The organism is Micromonospora sp. WMMD1128 (assembly GCF_027497235.1).
In the GTDB taxonomy this organism is placed as follows: domain Bacteria; phylum Actinomycetota; class Actinomycetes; order Mycobacteriales; family Micromonosporaceae; genus Micromonospora.
On the sequence record NZ_CP114902.1, the window covers coordinates 5,601,335 to 5,618,070 of the forward strand.

At 73.3% G+C, this 16,736-nt stretch carries 15 protein-coding genes; 7 read left to right on the plus strand and 8 right to left on the minus strand.

The annotated features are described in order from the left end of the window. The first annotated feature begins 44 nt into the window (after positions 1 to 44). Positions 45 to 710 (plus strand): TetR/AcrR family transcriptional regulator, encoded by a 666-nt coding sequence (locus O7602_RS25000; protein WP_281585049.1) that lies wholly within the window; start codon positions 45 to 47, stop codon positions 708 to 710. Here the strand turns inward: O7602_RS25000 and O7602_RS25005 are convergent. The 6 genes from O7602_RS25005 to O7602_RS25030 all read right to left on the minus strand — a co-directional run bounded on the left by O7602_RS25005 (position 700) and on the right by O7602_RS25030 (position 6,590). Further along, entirely contained in the window at positions 700 to 1,176 is a 477-nt protein-coding gene (locus O7602_RS25005; RefSeq protein ID WP_281585050.1) for a DUF4383 domain-containing protein, read from the minus strand. The two genes, O7602_RS25000 and O7602_RS25005, sit on opposite strands and share 11 nt — an antisense overlap. Positions 1,177 to 1,295: 119 nt before the next feature. Further along, a complete protein-coding gene (locus O7602_RS25010; protein WP_281585051.1) occupies positions 1,296 to 1,751 on the minus strand; it encodes a DUF4383 domain-containing protein in 456 nt (151 codons plus the stop codon). A gap of 84 nt (positions 1,752 to 1,835) precedes the next feature. After that, positions 1,836 to 3,635: an ABC-F family ATP-binding cassette domain-containing protein gene (locus O7602_RS25015; RefSeq protein ID WP_281585052.1), complete on the minus strand. Its 1,800-nt coding sequence runs from the start codon at positions 3,633 to 3,635 to the stop codon at positions 1,836 to 1,838. A gap of 66 nt (positions 3,636 to 3,701) precedes the next feature. After that, complete coding sequence (locus O7602_RS25020; RefSeq protein ID WP_281585053.1) at positions 3,702 to 4,655, minus strand: 4-(cytidine 5'-diphospho)-2-C-methyl-D-erythritol kinase; 954 nt, start codon at positions 4,653 to 4,655, stop codon at positions 3,702 to 3,704. Positions 4,656 to 4,738: 83 nt separating this feature from the next. Next, positions 4,739 to 5,608 (minus strand): 16S rRNA (adenine(1518)-N(6)/adenine(1519)-N(6))-dimethyltransferase RsmA, encoded by an 870-nt coding sequence (gene rsmA / locus O7602_RS25025; RefSeq protein WP_281585054.1) that lies wholly within the window; start codon positions 5,606 to 5,608, stop codon positions 4,739 to 4,741. Between the two features lie 79 nt (positions 5,609 to 5,687). Continuing rightward, complete coding sequence (locus tag O7602_RS25030) at positions 5,688 to 6,590, minus strand: TatD family hydrolase (protein ID WP_281585055.1); 903 nt, start codon at positions 6,588 to 6,590, stop codon at positions 5,688 to 5,690. Between the two features lie 58 nt (positions 6,591 to 6,648). Here O7602_RS25030 and O7602_RS25035 point away from each other — a divergent pair, with 58 nt between their 5' ends. Together O7602_RS25035 and O7602_RS25040 are read left to right on the plus strand one after the other, a co-directional pair. Further along, positions 6,649 to 7,893: a hypothetical protein gene (locus O7602_RS25035; RefSeq protein ID WP_281585056.1), complete on the plus strand. Its 1,245-nt coding sequence runs from the start codon at positions 6,649 to 6,651 to the stop codon at positions 7,891 to 7,893. 60 nt (positions 7,894 to 7,953) lie between these two features. Then, positions 7,954 to 8,805, plus strand: coding sequence for an alpha/beta hydrolase (locus O7602_RS25040; RefSeq protein WP_281585057.1), 852 nt, complete (start codon positions 7,954 to 7,956; stop codon positions 8,803 to 8,805). A 54-nt stretch (positions 8,806 to 8,859) separates the two neighbouring features. On the opposite strand, the gene metG is transcribed toward O7602_RS25040, so the two are convergent. Next, positions 8,860 to 10,662, minus strand: coding sequence for a methionine--tRNA ligase (metG, locus tag O7602_RS25045; RefSeq protein WP_281585058.1), 1,803 nt, complete (start codon positions 10,660 to 10,662; stop codon positions 8,860 to 8,862). A gap of 127 nt (positions 10,663 to 10,789) precedes the next feature. Between metG and O7602_RS25050 the strand changes: the two genes are divergently transcribed. Then, the gene (locus O7602_RS25050) at positions 10,790 to 11,632 is read left to right on the plus strand and encodes a hypothetical protein (protein ID WP_281585059.1); all 843 of its coding nucleotides are present in this window, start codon (positions 10,790 to 10,792) and stop codon (positions 11,630 to 11,632) included. An 84-nt stretch (positions 11,633 to 11,716) separates the two neighbouring features. Here the strand turns inward: O7602_RS25050 and rsmI are convergent, their stop codons facing one another. Continuing rightward, positions 11,717 to 12,565, minus strand: coding sequence for a 16S rRNA (cytidine(1402)-2'-O)-methyltransferase (gene rsmI / locus O7602_RS25055; RefSeq protein ID WP_281585060.1), 849 nt, complete (start codon positions 12,563 to 12,565; stop codon positions 11,717 to 11,719). An 83-nt stretch (positions 12,566 to 12,648) separates the two neighbouring features. Between rsmI and O7602_RS25060 the strand changes: the two genes are divergently transcribed. The 3 genes from O7602_RS25060 to O7602_RS25070 all read left to right on the plus strand — a co-directional run bounded on the left by O7602_RS25060 (position 12,649) and on the right by O7602_RS25070 (position 16,702). Beyond that, positions 12,649 to 14,337, plus strand: a complete 1,689-nt coding sequence (locus tag O7602_RS25060) for a phospholipid carrier-dependent glycosyltransferase (RefSeq protein WP_281585061.1) — start codon at positions 12,649 to 12,651, stop codon at positions 14,335 to 14,337. Positions 14,338 to 14,642: 305 nt separating this feature from the next. After that, complete coding sequence (locus O7602_RS25065) at positions 14,643 to 15,932, plus strand: VWA domain-containing protein (protein WP_281585062.1); 1,290 nt, start codon at positions 14,643 to 14,645, stop codon at positions 15,930 to 15,932. Between the two features lie 2 nt (positions 15,933 to 15,934). Continuing rightward, positions 15,935 to 16,702, plus strand: coding sequence for a peptidase (locus O7602_RS25070; protein ID WP_281585063.1), 768 nt, complete (start codon positions 15,935 to 15,937; stop codon positions 16,700 to 16,702). The last annotated feature ends 34 nt before the right edge of the window (positions 16,703 to 16,736 follow it).

Consider the following 16,736-nt stretch of genomic DNA (forward strand, 5'->3'; position numbering starts at 1 on the left):
ACGACCGGTCGGCCGGTGCGGCCCGGGCCTGGCAGGATGGGCGGGTGACCGACGTTCCCGGCAGCGACCGCAGTCGGCGGCGGGCTGTCCCGGCGACCAAGCCCTCCCGGGTACGCATGTCCGCGACCCAGCGGCGCGAGCAGTTGATCTCGATCGCCCGGCAGATCTTCGCGGAGCGCGGGTTCGACGCCACCTCGATCGAAGAGGTGGCGGCACGGGCCAAGGTCTCCAAGCCGGTGGTCTACGAGCACTTCGGCGGCAAGGAGGGGCTCTACGCGGTGGTGGTGGACCGGGAGGTCCGCTCACTGTTGGAGCGGATCACCACGGCGTTGACCGCGGGCCACCCGCGCGAGTTGCTGGAGCAGGCCGCGCTGACGTTGCTGACCTACATCGAGGAGGAGACCAGCGGGTTCCGGGTGCTGGTCCGCGAGTCGCCACTGATGTCCGCGACGGGCAACTTCAGCAGCGTGATGAACGACGTCGCACACCAGGTGGAGCACATCCTCGGCGCGGAGTTCCACAGCCGGGGGTACGACCCGAAGCTGGCGGAGCTCTATTCGCAGGCGCTCGTGGGCATGGTGGCGCTGGCCGGGCGCTGGTGGCTGGAGGTGCGCAAGCCGCGCAAGGAGACGGTGGCGGCGCATCTGGTGAACCTGGCCTGGAACGGCCTGTCGCACCTGGAGTCGAAGCCGGGCCCGATCAGGAGTTAGGGCCCTCGGCGACCGGGTGGTAGCGGCGGCGACGCTCCTCCTCGGCGTGCTCCGGCGGCCCGACCTTGTCGTAGAGGCCGGTGGCGAGCAGGATCAGCCCGAACAGCATGGACACGACGACTGTGGACATGGAGAAGTTCAGGAAGTTCGCCGACGTCTGCAGCACGGCCATCATCAGGATGCCGGTGACCAGGAAGACCACCCCGGCGGTGAGGTTCATGTAGTGCCCGAGGTTGTCGCGGCGGGACGCGCCCACGATCAGGACCGCGCCGAAGACCACCGAGACCAGCGAGAAGGCCAGGTTGGTACGCAGCCCGAGGGCGGTGCTGCCGTCCCGCCCGAACAGCCCGTCGCCCCAGGTCTCGAACACGCCCCAGACGCCGAAGACCAGGATGTAGAGGCCGATGAGCCCGGACAGCACCCGGTAGAACGGTCGCGCGGGGTGGTTCACCGGGAAGTGCGCCATGCTGCCCTCCAACCGTGGAGACCGATTCGGGGCAATTGTCACCCGAGCCACCCGCCTCCGTCCCGGAAAGACGCCGACGGCCCCGGCGCGGCGCGCCGGGGCCGTCGGGTGGTTCGGGATCAGAGCACCAGGCGGGCCTTCTGCCAGGCCTCGTGCTCGTCGTCGCTGCCGACCTTGCCGTACATGCCGACCACCAGGAGCACGAGCGACAGGGTCAGGACCACGATCACCGTCATGATCGAGAAGTTGAGGACGTTGGCGTCGGTCTGGAGGAACGCCAGCGCGGCCAGGCCGATGACCATCAGGGTGTACGCCATCCACTGGTTGACCGCCACGTCGAGGTTGCGGCCGATCACCACGCCGACCAGGATCACCACGCCGAGCAGCACCGACAGCAGCGAGAAGCCCATGTTGGTGCCCTGGCCGAGCACCTTCGTGTCGTCCTGGGCGAAGAAGTCGTTGCCGGCGCTGGCGATGACGCCGAGGGCGCCGAAGACGACGAAGTACAGACCAACGAGCCCGCCGATCGCCCGGAAGATCGGCCGCGCGGGGTGGTTGACGGGGGTGTGGGCCATCTCTGCGTCTCCAAAGACCGAACGGGTGAGAGTTTCCGCTGATTGTCCCCGACGGCGGTCAGTGACCCCGCACACCCCCCACTCTCAGCCGCCGGGCAGTTCCTCGGCCAGCGCCAGCCAGGTCTCCTCGGTGCGGTCCCGCTCGGCCCGCACCTCCTTGAGCTGGGCGTCCAGCTCGGCGACCCGGGCATAGTCGGTGGCGTTGGCGGCGAGCTGCTCGTGCAGGCCCGCCTCCTTCTGTTCGAGCTTGGCGATCTGCCGTTCCAGCCGGTTGAGCTCCTTCTTCGCGGTGCGTACCTCGGCGGCGGACATGCCGTCGCGGGCCGGGGCGGTCGTGCCGGGGGTGAGGTCGGCGGGCGCCGGGCCACCGGCCGCGGCGGCGCGCGCGAGGTACTCGTCGACGCCGCCGGGCAGGTGCACGAGCCGCCCGTCGCCGAACATGCCGTACGCGACCTCGGTGACCCGCTCGATGAGATAGCGGTCGTGGCTGGCCACCACGATGGTGCCGGGCCAGGAGTCGAGCAGGTCCTCAAGCGCGGCGAGGGTGTCGGTGTCCAGGTCGTTCGTGGGCTCGTCGAGCAGCAGCACGTTGGGCTCGCCGGCGAGCAGCCGCAGCATCTGGAGGCGGCGGCGCTCCCCGCCGGAGAGGTCGCTCACCGGGGTCCAGAGCCGCCGGTCGTCGAAGCCGAAGATCTCCGCGAGCTGGGCGGCGCTGATCTCCCGGTCGCCGAGCTGCACCCGGCGGGCCACCTCCTCGACCGCCTCCAACACGCGCAGGTGGCCGGGGAGTTCGGCGAGTTCCTGGGAGAGGAACGCCGCCCGCACGGTCTGCCCGGCGGCGAACCGCCCGCCGTCGGCGCGTGTCACCCCGGCGAGCATCCGCAGCAGGGTGGTCTTGCCGGCGCCGTTGCGGCCGAGGACGGCGATCCGGTCGCCGGGCCCGACCTGCCAGGTGGTGTCGTGCAGGATCTCCTTCGGGCCGGCGTGCAGGGTGACGTGCTCCAGGTCGTACACCTGCTTGCCGAGGCGGGCGGTGGCGAGCCGTTGCAGCGACATGGTGTCGCGCGGCTCCGGCACGTCGGCGATGAGCGCGTTGGCGGCGTCGATGCGGAACTTGGGCTTGGAGGTACGCGCCGGCGGGCCCCGGCGCAGCCAGGCGATCTCCTTGCGGAGCAGGTTCTGCCGGCGGGCCTCGGTGGCCGCGGCGATCCGTTGCCGCTCGACGCGGGCGAGCGTCCACGCGGCGAAGCCGCCCTCGTACGCCCGGACGGTCTGGTCGGCCACCTCCCAGGTGGCGGTGCAGACGGCGTCGAGGAACCAGCGGTCGTGGGTGACCACGACGAGCGCGCCCTTGCGGGTGACCAGGTGCCGGGCCAGCCAGTCGACGCCGCCGACGTCGAGGTGGTTGGTGGGCTCGTCGAGGACGAGCAGGTCGGCGTCGCGGACCAGCAGCGCGGCGAGTGCCACCCGGCGGCGTTCCCCGCCGGACATCGGGCCGATCGGCGTGTCGAGGCCGAGGTGGGGCATGCCGAGGCCGTCGAGGATGGCGCGGACGCCGGCGTCGCCGGCCCACTCGTGTTCGGCGCCCATGCTCTCGGCGAGCCACGCGGTGCCGAGCACGACGTCCCGCACGGTGAGGTCGGGTGCGAGGTCCAGGCGTTGCGGCAGCCAGGACACGCGCAGGTCCCGGCGGTGGGTCACCCGGCCGTCGTCGGGCTCCTCGGTGTGGGTGAGCAGCCGCAGCAGCGTCGACTTGCCGGCGCCGTTGAGTCCGACCACGCCGACCCGGTCGGCGTCGTCCAGGCCGAGCGAGACGTCGGTGAGCAGCGGCCCGGCGGCGCCGTACCCCTTGGACACCCGGTCCAGGTTGACGATGTTGGCCACTGGCTCACCTTTCACACGACTCAGGCGCCCCGGGGTCCGGGACGCCTGAGTCAAGGGTACGGGGCGTCAGACGATGCGGGCGCCGTGCACGGGCCCGTGCGCGACCCGTACCTCCCGGCACACCCCGGCGGCGGTCAGCTCGTCGGCGATCCGCCCGGCGTCGGCCTCGTCGGCGGCGAGGAACACGCAGGTGGGCCCGGAGCCGGAGACGATGCCGGCGAGCGCGCCGGCGGCCTCGCCGGCCTTCAGTGTGTCGGCGAGCGCCGGGCGCATGGTCAGCGCGGCGTCCTGGAGGTCGTTGCCGAGGGAGGCGGCGAGCACCCGCGGGTCGCGTTGGCGCAGCGCGCCGAGCAGCGCGTCGGTGCTGCCCAGCGGCGTGCCGGCGGCGCCGGTGTCGCGCAGCCGGTCGAGTTCGCGGTAGGCGGCCGGGGTGGAGAGGCCGCCGTCGGCGATGGCCACCACCCAGTGCCAGGAGGTGGGGCGGGCCAGCACCGGGCTGACCGCCTCGCCCCGGCCGGTGCCGAGCGCGGTGCCGCCGTGGATCAGGAACGGCACGTCGGAGCCGAGGTCGGCGGCGATGCCGGCCAGTTCGTCGCGGGACAGGCCGGTGCCCCAGAGCGCGTCGCAGGCCACGAGCGCGGCGGCGGCGTCGGCGCTGCCGCCGGCCAGCCCGCCGGCGAGCGGGATGTGTTTGCGCAGGTGCAGCCGGGCGTGCGGGGCGACACCGGCGTAGCCGGCGAGGGCGTGCGCGGCGCGCAGCGCCAGGTTCGTGTCGTCGAGAGCCAGCTCGCCGGCGCCCTCACCCTCCATGGTGAGCGTGAGGGTGTCGCCGCGGCGGGCGGTCAGCTCGTCGTAGATGGAGATGGCGTGGTAGACGGTGTTCAGCTCGTGGTAGCCGTCCCGGCGCAGCGGCCCCACCCCGAGGTGCAGGTTGACCTTGGCGGGCACCCGCACCTTGACCGGGCCGCTGGCCCCGCGCCGCTGACCGTCCTCGTCCTCCGGTCGCCAGGCCTCGGTCACCGGGTGAGCTCCCGTGGGCGCGGGCGGATGTCGAACGGCTTCTGCACGGTCAGCTCCTCGGCGGGTCGGGCAACGGCGCCAGCCTACTGGGCGGCGGCGGAGCCGTCCGGGGCCGACGCGGCGATGGCGGCGAACTGCTCGACGGTGAGTGACTCGCCGCGTGCGCCCGGGTCCACGCCGGCGGCGGTGAGCGCGGCGGCGGCCCGGTCCGCGCCACCGGCCCAGCCGGCCAGGGCGGCGCGCAGCGTCTTGCGGCGCTGGGCGAACGCGGCGTCGACGACCGCGAACACCGCCGTGCGGGGTACGTCCGGCCGGGGCGGCTCGCGGCGGGTGAACGCGACCAGGCCGGAGTCGACGTTGGGTACCGGCCAGAACACGTTCGGCGGGACCTTGCCGGCGGCCCGGGAGCGCGCGTACCAGGCGAGCTTGACCGAGGGGATGCCGTACACCTTGGAGCCGGGTCCGGCGACGAGCCGGTCGGCGACCTCCTTCTGCACCATCACCAGGCCGTGCCGCAGGGTGGGCAGTTCGGCGAGCAGGTGCAGCACCACCGGCACGGCCACGTTGTAGGGCAGGTTCGCCACAAGCGCGGTGGGCGCCGGGTCGGCCAGGTCGGCGGCGGTGACCCGCAGCGCGTCGGCGGGGTGCACGGTGAGCCGGCCGGCGTCCGGGCCGGCGAACCGGGCGGCGGTCTCCGGGAGCGCGGCGGCGAGCGCCGGGTCGAGTTCCACGGCGTGCACGTGCGCGGCGACCGGCAGCAGGGCCAGGGTGAGCGAGCCGAGGCCGGGGCCGACCTCCAGGGCCACGTCGTCCGGGGCGAGGCCGGCGGTGGTGACTATCCGCCGCACGGTGTTCGGGTCGTGCACGAAGTTCTGGCCGAGTTTCTTGGTCGGCGTGACGCCGAGCCGCGCGGCGAGTTCCCGGATCTCCGCCGGGCCGAGGAGTCCGGTCACGCCCCGTAGCGTAAGCGCCCCCGCTTCGCGGTAAGGCGGGGGCCCTTGTTAACGCCCGGCGTTGTGGCGGGGGCCCCGCTTAACACCACGGGCCGAAGGCGCGCTCACCGTTGGTGGAGATGGCGGCGCACAACTCGTCAAGATCAACCCCAGTGGTGTCGGCGAGGAAGCGGACGGTCAGCGGGATCAGGTACGACGCGTTCGGCCGTCCCCGGTGCGGCATCGGCGTCAGGTACGGCGCGTCGGTCTCGACGAGCAGCTGCGCGGGCGGGGTGCCGGCGGCGGCCTCCCGCAGCGCGACGGCGCTGCCGAAGGTGACCGTGCCGGCGAAGCTCAGCAGGTGCCCGCGGCGGACGCACTCGCGGGCGAAGTCGGCGTCGCCGGAGAAGCAGTGCATCACCACGGTGTCCGGCGCGCCCTCGTCGTCGAGGATCCGCAGCACGTCGGCGTGCGCGTCGCGGTCGTGGATGACGAGCGCCTTGCCGTACCGCTTGGCGATGGCGATGTGCGCCCGGAAGCTCGCCTCCTGCGCGGCCCGCCCGTCGGCGCCGGTGCGGAAGAAGTCCATGCCGGTCTCGCCGACGCCGCGCACCCGGTCCCGCCCGGCCAGCGCCTCGATCGCACGCAGCGCCTCGTCCAGGTCGTCCAGGCGGGGCGCCTCGTTGGGGTGCAACGCCACGGTGGCCAGCACCGCCGGGTACCGGTCGGCGACGTCGGCGCCCCACCGGGACGACTCGACGTCCACGCCGACCTGGACCAGGCGGTCCACGCCGACCCCGGTGGCGACGGCGATCGCGGCGGCCACCGGGTCGCCGCCGTCGCCGCCCGGCGGCGAGCCGTACTCGCCGACGGTGATGTCGAGGTGGGTGTGGCTGTCCGGCACGGGCACGGGCAGCGGCTCGGGCGCGGGCGGGAACTCGCCGGCCCGGCGGGCGGCGCGCTGCTTGCGGGTCTCGGTCTGCTCGGTCATCGCGGCCAGCATCACACACCCGCCACCGTCCGTTCACACGCACCACATCTGGCCGGCTTAGCGTCTCCCGGTGACCGTCACTGACCGGGCCGGCGGGGCCGCCTCCGAGCGGACCGGGCTGCGCGTGACGTACCACGGCCAGGTGTACCCGGCCGAGGAGATCGCCCGGGGCGCGGCGTACGAGCTGTTCAGCGCCGACGAGGCGCCCGGTTTCGAGTGGTGCCCCCGGCCCGGTGGCGGCCATCCGTGGCGGAAGTTCGTGCACGCGACCGAGGTGGACGCGGTGCGGGGCGCGGTGGAGCCGACCGAGGAGACGGACGCGCCGCTGCTGGTGCCGCTGCACCGGGAGCGGGGCTGGGCGTACGTGCACCAGCTCAGCCAGCGGCCGACGGCGGCGGGTGACCCGACGTTGGCGGCGGTGCGGGCGTCGGCGGTGATCAGGCCGGGCACCCGGATGGTGAAGGTGCTCTCCGCCCGGCAGCTCGCCGGTTACGTGCGGGGCTGGCTGCCGCACGGCTTCTGTTACCGGGAGCACGACGTGGCGCACCTGCGGACGCCGGCGGGGATGGCGGTGCTGCGCGGTGATCCGGAGGGCGGCGACGTGGCGTACGCGTTGCGCTGGCGGGCCGCCGACCCGGCCGACTACGACGTCCCGGTCGGCGCGGCGCACCGCGGGCTGACCGCCCTGCCGCCGCGGGACCGGCTCGGTCCGCCGGTGCTGGGCACCGGGTTCGTGCCGAGCGACGCCCAGCTCGTCCCGGAGTTCGTCACCCGGGACTTCGCGGACCTGCCGATGCCGGCGAACGCCACCCTGCTCGCCTACCCGGCCGAGGGGATGGAGGTGGTGCTCTACACCTATCAGGCGGAGCAGCGCGGCTGGCTGCGCCTGGCCGGCCCGCAGTGGCGGCACCTGCTGGCCGCGGTGCCCGGCCTCGCCGCCGACCAGGAGTACGTGCCGACCGGCGACGCGCCGCGCTCCACCCGGCTCGTCGGCGCGTACGCCGGGGCGGAGTACGAGGCGGTGGCCGACCAGCCCGGCGGGTTCCGGGTGCTGGCGATGACCCGGGCGGCCCGCTATCCGGTGGAGGCGGCGGCCCGTCGGCTGCGGATCGCGGCCTGGCGCGGCGTGCCCTGCCTGGTGCTGCGGGAGGAGGGGGGCTGGCTGCGGTTGCGGCTGCGCCGCCCGGATCCGGACGCGGTGGCGGTGACCGGGGCGCAGTGTCACGAACGGGGTGTGTACGAGGTCTGGGCGCCGGCCGCCGAGTTGACCGACGACCGGGTGGTGGATCTGCCGTATCCGCGCCACCACGATTAGCCGCCGGCTGGGAGGGAAGGCGTGGGCGTCCGAGTACCCACGCAGAAGGATGTTTCCGACATGCCTTTCGTCACCGTCGGTACGGAGAATTCCGCGCCCATCGACCTGTACTACGAGGACCACGGTTCCGGTCAGCCGATCGTGCTGATCCACGGGTTCCCGTTCAACGGGGCCACCTGGGAGAAGATGAGCGGTCCGCTGCTCGCCGCCGGATATCGGGTGATCACGTACGACCGGCGGGGGTTCGGCAGTTCCGCCCAGCCGGCGTTCGGCTACGACTACGACACGTTCGCCGCCGACCTGGACGTGCTGATGACCGAGCTGGACCTGCGCAACGCCATCCTGGTCGGGCATTCGATGGGCACCGGCGAGGTCACCCGCTACCTGGGCGCGTACGGGTCGGGTCGGGTGGAACGGGCGGTCATGATGGCCCCGTTGGCGCCGTACCTGCTGAAGGCCCCGGACGATCCGGAGGGCGTCGACAAGAGCATGTTCGAGGGGTTCCAGCAGGCGATCATCCAGGATCGGTTCGCCTACCTGACCCAGTTCTGCGACGTCTTCTTCAACGCCAGCGAGAACAAGGGAAAGCTGGTCAGCGACGAGGCGTACCACGCGCACTGGCAGATCGGCGCGCAGGCGTCGGCGAAGGGCACCCACGACTCGGTGGACGCCTGGCAGACCGACTTCCGCGGCGACCTGCCGAACATCGACGTGCCGGTGCTGATCATCCAGGGCGACAAGGACAACGTGCTGCCGTACCCGCTCACGGGTCAGCGGCTGGTGAACATGCTGCCCGACGCCAAGTTGGTCACGCTCAAGGGCGCGCCGCACGGCACCCCGTGGACGCACCCGACCGAGGTCAACAAGGCGATCATGGAGTTCATCGGCAAGCCGAGCATGGCCCCGGCCTGACCCGGGAAACGACGGCGGCCCCGGGACGCGCCCGGGGCCGCCGTCGTCGGGCGCTCAGCCGGCGAGGCGGGCCAGCTCCTCGTCGACGATGGAGGGGTCGAGCTTGCGGAACACCGGCTTGGGCGCCGCGAGCGGCCGACCCACTTCCAGGGGTACGGACTCCCAGCGCGCGCCGACCGTGTAGTCACCGGTGAGCACCGGGTACGCCGGCCCGCCGTCGAGGTCGTCGACCTCCTCGATCACCGGCATCGGCGCGTGGGTGCCGGTGCCGCCGAGCAGTTCGTGGATCTGCTGGGCGGAGTGCGGCAGGAACGGGGTGAGCAGCGTGTTGGCGTCGCTCACCACCTGGAGCGCGACGTGCAGGATGGTGCCCATCCGCGGCTTGTCGTCGTCGCCCTTGAGCTTCCAGGGCGCCTGCTCGGAGAGGTATTTGTTGGCTTCGGCGACCACCTTCATGGCCTCGCCGATGGCCTGCTTCTGCCGGTGCCGGGAGATCAGGTCACCGACGGTGGTGAAGCCGGCGCGGGCCACCGCGAGCAGCGCCTCGTCGGCCTCGGTGAGCCCGGCCGGGTCGACCGGCGGGATCGCGCCGAAGTTCTTCGCCGCCATGGACACGGACCGGTTGACCAGGTTGCCCCAGCCGGCGACCAGTTCGTCGTTGTTGCGGCGGAGGAACTCCGCCCAGGTGAAGTCGGTGTCGTTGCTCTCCGGGCCGGCGACCGCGATGAAGTAGCGCAGCGCGTCGGCGTCGTAGCGTTCGAGGAAGTCCCGGACGTAGATGACCACCTTGCGGGAGGAGGAGAACTTCCGCCCTTCCATGGTCAGGTATTCGCTGGAGACGACCTCGGTGGGCAGGTTGAGCCGGCCCAGGTCGCCGGGCTCGCCGTCCCGGGAGCCCGCGCCGGAGTAGCCGCCGAGCAGCGCCGGCCAGATCACCGAGTGGAAGACGATGTTGTCCTTGCCCATGAAGTAGTAGCCGCGGGCGTCCTTCCCTTCGGCGTCGGCGGACCACCACTTCCGCCACGCCTCCGGGTCGCCGGAGCGACGGGCCCACTCGATCGACGCGGACAGGTAGCCGATCACCGCGTCGAACCAGACGTAGATCCGCTTGTCGGACCGGTCCTGCCAGCCCTCCAGCGGGATCGGCACCCCCCATTCCAGGTCGCGGGTGATGGCCCGGGGCTGGAGGTCGTCGAGCAGGTTGCGGGAGAACCGCAGCACGTTGGGACGCCAGCCCTCCCGAGTGTCCAGCCACTGGCGCAGCGCGTCGGCCAGGGCCGGCAGGTCGAGGAAGAAGTGCTCGGTCTCCACGAACTCCGGCGTCTCGCCGTTGATCTTCGACTTGGGGTCGATCAGGTCGACCGGGTCGAGCTGGTTGCCGCAGTTGTCGCACTGGTCGCCGCGCGCGCTGTCGTAGCCGCAGATCGGGCACGTGCCCTCGATGTAGCGGTCGGGCAGGGTGCGGCCGGTGGACGGGGAGATCGCCCCGGTGGTGACCTTGGGGACGATGTAGCCGTTGCGGTACAGCCCGGTGAACAGCTCCTGCACCACCGCGTAGTGGTTGCGGGTGGTGGTGCGGGTGAACAGGTCGTACGACAGGCCCAGCGCCCGCAGGTCCTCGGCGATCACCCGGTTGTACCGGTCGGCCAGCTCGCGCGGGGTGACCCCCTCGGCGTCGGCCTGCACCTGGATCGGGGTGCCGTGCTCGTCGGTGCCGGACACCATGAGCACGTCGTGACCGGCCATCCGCATGTACCGGGCGAAGACGTCGGAGGGAACGCCGAATCCGGAGACGTGGCCGATGTGGCGCGGGCCGTTGGCGTAGGGCCAGGCGACCGCGGCGAGAACGTGACTCATGAGCGTCAAGCCTAGTGAGTGCCGGAGGCGACCCGCGAACCAATAGGGCCGGAGGCGCCGGCGTACGTCCGATTTGTCGCCGACACGCGCCCTGAGCTGCCCGGCGAGCCGACGGTGCCGGTGTGAAATGAACGTCGTGACCAGCAGACCAGCGGCACCTGAACCGTCGGCCGCCGCTCAGGCCGGGCGCGCCGCACGCGCCGCACCAGGCGTCCCGGTCGCCCCGCAGCCCCGGGTCGACCCCGCCGACCCGACGGTGGAGGTGGAACCGACCACCGGGGCGCCGGTGGACGCCGTGCCCCGCCGGGTACCGGTACGGCAGCCACGCTGGCAGCGGCGCCTGGCCCCGGCGGGCGACGACGCGGCCGGCTGGGCGCCGATCGAGGAGGTGCACTGGGACGGCACGCCGCTGCGTGACGAGCCGCGCCGCCGCGCCGGCCGCGCCCGCGCCCGGCGGGAACCGGCCCGCCCGGTCCATCCGCCGGACCCGCCCGCCGGCCTCGCCGTGCTTGTGTCGTTGAGCCTGCTCGCGGCGTTCTTCGCCTGGGTGAGCGCCGGCCCGCTCTGGCTGGCGGTGGGCCACTCGACGAGCGGCACGGTGATGATCACCGAGTGCGTGGGCGGCGGGCTCACCCAGCGCTGCCGGGGCATCTTCCTGGCCGACCACGACCGCTTCGAGGCCCAGGGCGTACGGGTCAGCGGCGTGCCGGCCGGGCGCACCGCCACCGGCAGCGTGCTGCCGGCCCGGATGACCGGACCGGACGGCGCCACCGCGTACGCGGACCGAAGCGTCGGCGGGCACCTGCGCTGGCTGCTCGGGCTGGCCCTGGTGGGGGGTTGCGCGGCCGGGATCGCCAGGTGGACCGGCGCGATCCGGCTGGCGGACCCGCGCCAGCGACGCTGGGCGGTGGGCCTGGCGCTGGGCGGCCCGCTGCTCATCACCGTCGGTTTCCTCATCACCGCCTGGTAAGGCGGGGCCCCCGCTTAACACGTCGTTGTTAAGCGGGGGCCCCGCCTCTACCGAAAGCGTTAAGCGGGGCCCCTCCTTACACCCTCAGCGGTGCACCAGCTCGTAGACCTCGCGACGGCGCAGCCCGTACGCGGTGGCGACCTCGCTGATCGCGTCTCGGCGGGAGGACCCGGCCGCCTCCCGCTCGGCCACCGCGGCACGCAGCGCGTCGTCGTCGGGACGGATCGCGGGGGTCGCCGGGGCGCCGGCGACGACAAGCGTGATCTCGCCGCGCACGTCGCCGGCGGCGGCCCACTCGGCCAGTTCGCCGAGCGGCCGGCGGACCACTTCCTCGTAGGTCTTGGTCAGCTCGCGGCAGAGCGCGGCGGGCCGGTCCGGGCCGAACGCCTCGGCCAGGTCGACGAGCGCGCCGGCGATCCGGTGGGTCGCCTCGAAGAGCACGAGCGTGCGTTCCTCGGCGGCGAGGGCGCGCAGGCGGGAGCGGCGGGCGCCGGGAGTGCGGGGCAGGAAGCCCTCGAAGCAGAACCGGTCGCAGGGCAGGCCGGACAGCGCCAGCGCGGTGGTGACCGCACTGGGCCCGGGGGCGGCGGTCACCGGGACGCCGGCTTCCAGCGCGGCCCGGACCAGGCGGTAGCCGGGGTCGGAGACGCTCGGCATGCCGCCGTCGGTGACCAGGGCGACGGTGTAGCCGGCGACGAGCACCTCGGCGAGTTCCGGGGTACGCCGTTCCTCGTTGCCCTCGAAGTAGGAGACGATCCGGCCGGGCACGGTGACGTCGAGGTCGCGGGCCAGCCGGGTGAGCCGGCGGGTGTCCTCGGCGGCGACCACGTCGGCGGTGGCGAGCACCTCGCGGAACCGGGCGGACGCGTCGGCCGGATTTCCCAACGGCGCGCCGAGCAGCACCAACCGCCCTACGTCGGACATTTCCCCCACGACGTGCGCTCCTTCATCGACGGTCGTACCAATTTCGGGGACGACTGACGCCACCGGGCACTCCGGCAGCCTACGATCGCCGGGTGACGAGTGCGTCGACAGCACAGGAGCCCTCCCCCACCACCGACCGGGCCGTCGGCTCGCCGGGCGACGACGACGGCGGGGGTGGCGGCGGCGGGATCCCGGCCGCGGTCCGACGCCGGCTCGCCACCGTCGACGACCGTCTCGGGCAGGGGCAGGCGTGGCTGGCCACCGCCGTGGTGGTGGCCATCGCCGCGATCCTGCGCTTCGTCGGGCTCAGCCAGCCGCCCGGCAAGATCTTCGACGAGACCTACTACGCCAAGGACGCGTACGGGCTGATCGACCGCGGCGTCGAGTGGAACTACAAGGACAACGGCCCCTCGTACGTGGTCCACCCGCCGCTGGGCAAGTGGTTGATCGGGATCGGCGAGTGGGCGTTCGGCTACCAGGACGCCGAGAGCAACGTCTCGGTGCCGGGGCACCTGACGACCACCGCGCCGGAGTTCGGCTGGCGCTTCGCCGCCGCGGTCTGCGGCACGCTGTCGGTGCTGCTGCTGGTGCGCATCGGCCGGCGGATGTTCCGGTCCACCACGCTCGGCTGCGCGGCCGGCCTGCTGCTCGCGTTGGACGGCTTCCACCTGGTGCTGTCCCGCACGGCGATCCTCGACATCTTCGTGCTGCTGTTCGTGCTGGCCGCGTTCGGCGCGCTGGTGCTCGACCGGGACGCCCGACGGCGACGCTGGGCCCGGGCGTTGGCGGACGGGCTCGATCCGACGGTGCCCGGGCGGGCCGGCCGGCCGCCGTCGGGCTGGCGGAACTGGCCGTGGTGGCGGCTGGCCGCCGGGGTGCTGCTCGGGTGCGCCTGCGCGGTGAAGTGGAACGGGCTCTACTTCCTCCCGGCGTTCGCGCTGCTGGTGCTGTTCTGGGAGGTCGGGGTCCGCCGCTCGGCCGGGGTCCGCCGGCCCTGGCGCGACGCCGTGCTCGACGAGCTGCCCTGGTTGCTCGTGGCCGGCGTGCTGATGCTTGTCACCTACGTGGCCACCTGGTCGGGCTGGCTGCTCAGCGACGAGGGCTACTACCGCCTGGCCAGCCGGTATCCGAACGTGCCGGGGATGAGCGACACGCCGTTCATCGGCCCGCTGATCAACCTGTGGGAATATCACAAGGCCGCGTACGGGTTCCACGCCCAGCTCGACGACCCGCACAAATACCAGTCCTGGCCGTGGCAGTGGCTGCTGCTGGGCCGCCCGGTGGCGTTCCACTGGTCCGGCACCGGCGACTGCGGCGCGTCGAGCTGCGCCTCCGAGGTGCTGCTGCTGGGCACTCCGCTGCTCTGGTGGTCGTTCCTGCCGGCGCTCGCCGCGACCGCTTGGCTGGGCCTGGCCCGGCGGGACTGGCGGGCCGGGGCGATCCTGCTGACCGTGGCCGCCGGCCTGCTGCCCTGGTTCTGGCTCGCCTTCGACGGCCGGACGATGTTCTCCTTCTACGCCGCGCCCGCGGTGCCGTTCATGGTGCTCGCGGTGGTCTACGTGCTCGGCGCGATCGTCACGCCCGCGCCTGTCACCTCGACGGCGGCGCCGCCCAGCGCCGAGCAGGTGAACGACCGCAGGCTGGTCGGCGGCATCATCGCGGGCGCGTACGTGCTGCTGGTGGCGCTCTGTTTCGCGTACTTCTATCCGATCTTCGTGGGCACGGTCATGCAGTATGCGGACTGGTCGGCCCGGATGTGGTTGGACGGCCGCTGGATCTGAGCGCGGGCAGACGCACGACGGCCCGGTGGGATTTCCCACCGGGCCGTCGTCGTGGCTCGTGATCGCCTCGCCGGCCGACTGAACGGGCCGGGACACGAAAACGCGCGCCCCGATCGCCTGCCACGGGGGAAGCGGGCGATTGGGGCGCGCAAGACAGAGCTTAACCACACTGCGCCGGGCGCACAACGGGTGCAGCGGAGTCAGATTTCCGACCGATACCACCCCCGAATGGTTTACGTCGAGCAGTTAACGGTCGGACCCCACCCGGATGATCTTCCAAAGTGGATCTCACTACACTTCGCCCGGTGATCAACAAGAGACGATCGACGGCCGTCCTGTTCGGACTGCTGGCGGCGACCGCGCTGATCGGTCCGAGCCCCGCCGGGGCCGACGACGAGACCACCGAACCCGCCGCCGAACCCCCCAAGGTCGAGCTGGTCCTGGACGTCAGCGGTTCGATGCGGGCCCGCGACATCGACGGACGCAGCCGGATCTCCGTGGCGCAGCAGGCGTTCAACGAGGTGGTCGACGGCCTGCCGGACGAGACACAGCTCGGCATCCGGGTGCTCGGCGCCACCTACCGGGGCAAGGACAAGAAGCAGGGCTGTCGGGACACCCAGCAGATCGTGCCGGTCGGCCCGGTGGACCGCACCCAGGCCAAGGCCGCCGTCGCCGGGCTCCGCCCGACCGGCTTCACCCCGGTCGGGCTGGCGCTGCGCTCCGCCGCGCAGGACCTGGGCACCGGCAGCACCACCCGCCGGATCGTGCTGATCACCGACGGCGAGGACACCTGCGCCCCACCCGACCCGTGCCAGGTCGCCCGCGAGCTGGCCGCCCAGGGCACCCGGCTGGTGGTCGACACGCTCGGCCTGGCCCCGGACGAGAAGGTACGCCGGCAGTTGCTCTGCATCGCCGGGGCCACCGGCGGCACCTACACCGCGGCGCAGAGCGCCGAGGAGCTGACCGGCCGGATCAAGCAACTGGTCGACCGTGCCCGGGACACGTACACCGCCGCGCCGGCGGTGGTCGGCGGCGCGGCGGACTGCGCGGGCGCGCCGCTGCTCGCCGCCGGCGTCTACACCGACCGGGAGGCGTTCTCCGAACACCGCTGGTACCGGGTGCCGGTACGCCCGGGGCAGGAGCTGCGCGCCTCGGTGAGCATCGCGCTGGACCGGCCGGTCAACCCGGACTACGGCGTGCTGCTGCGCGCGACCGCGCCGGACGGGCGGGAGCTGGTCCGCGGCGTCGACGCCGGCAGCGGCCGTACCGACGTGGTCTCGGCCGGGCTGCGCTGGTCGGCCGCCGAGGAGGAGGACGCGGCGAGCCCGGAGCCGACCCCGAGCGGGACGCGGGCCGCCCGGACCGTCTGCCTGGTGGTCAGCAACTCGTTCGCGCCCCGCTCCGGCGCCAGCGCCGAACCGGGTATGCCGGTGGAACTGACCGTGGACGTGGTCGCCGCCTCGCCCGCCCCGGACGGGCCGGACCTCGGCCGCGGCTGGGCGCTGCTGCTCCTGCTCACCCTGGCCGGCCTGGTCACCGGGCTGGGCGCCGGGCTGCTCACCCGCTGGTGGGTCGCCACCTGGAGGGAGAACTGAGGATGCGTACCCTGATCGGCGCCGCGACGGCCGCCCTCGCCCTCGCGCTCGCCCCGGCCGCGGCCCTGGCCGCGCCGAGCCCGTCACCGGGCGCGACCACCGTGACCAAGGCGGGCACCTCGTTCCTCACCGCCACGACCATCGACGCCGGCCAGCCGGTACGGGTGGGCGCCTCGACCGGCGACCACCTGTACTGGTCGTTCCGGGCCGACGCCGGGCAGGTGCACCAGCTCGACGTCACGGTCACCTTCCCGAAGCCGCGCACCGGCGCGTCCACCTGGACGGTCGAGGTCTTCGACGGGTTACGCCGCCGGCAGGCGTGCACGGCCGGCGCGCAGACCCCCACCGTGGACGCCGCGGCCAGCGCCGTGACGCTCGGATGCACGCTGCGCCGGGTGCGGCCGTGGGCCGAACCGTGGTCGGGCGACCCGCTGCCGGGCACCTACTACGTCCGGCTCTCCGTCACCGAGCTGCCCGAACCCGACCTGGGCCTGCCGATCGAGGTGGACCTGCTGGTCGATGCCGCCGACTCCGACGGCGCCTCCGGCGACGACGGTGAGCTGGCGGCGCCGCTGGTGCCGAACACCCGGGCCGGGACCGTGCTGGCGGCCGAGCCGACGCCCGAGCCGGTCGCCGAGGAGGAGACCGACCTGACCGGCTGGCTCCCCGAGGCCGGCTCGCGCTGGGTGTGGACCAGCGTCGGCGGGGTGCTCGCCGCCGTGGCCGGCGTGGTCGGCTTCGCCCTCACCCGGCGGCCCCGCCGCCGGTGAGACCGCGACCGGTGGCCGCCGGGCACCCGACACG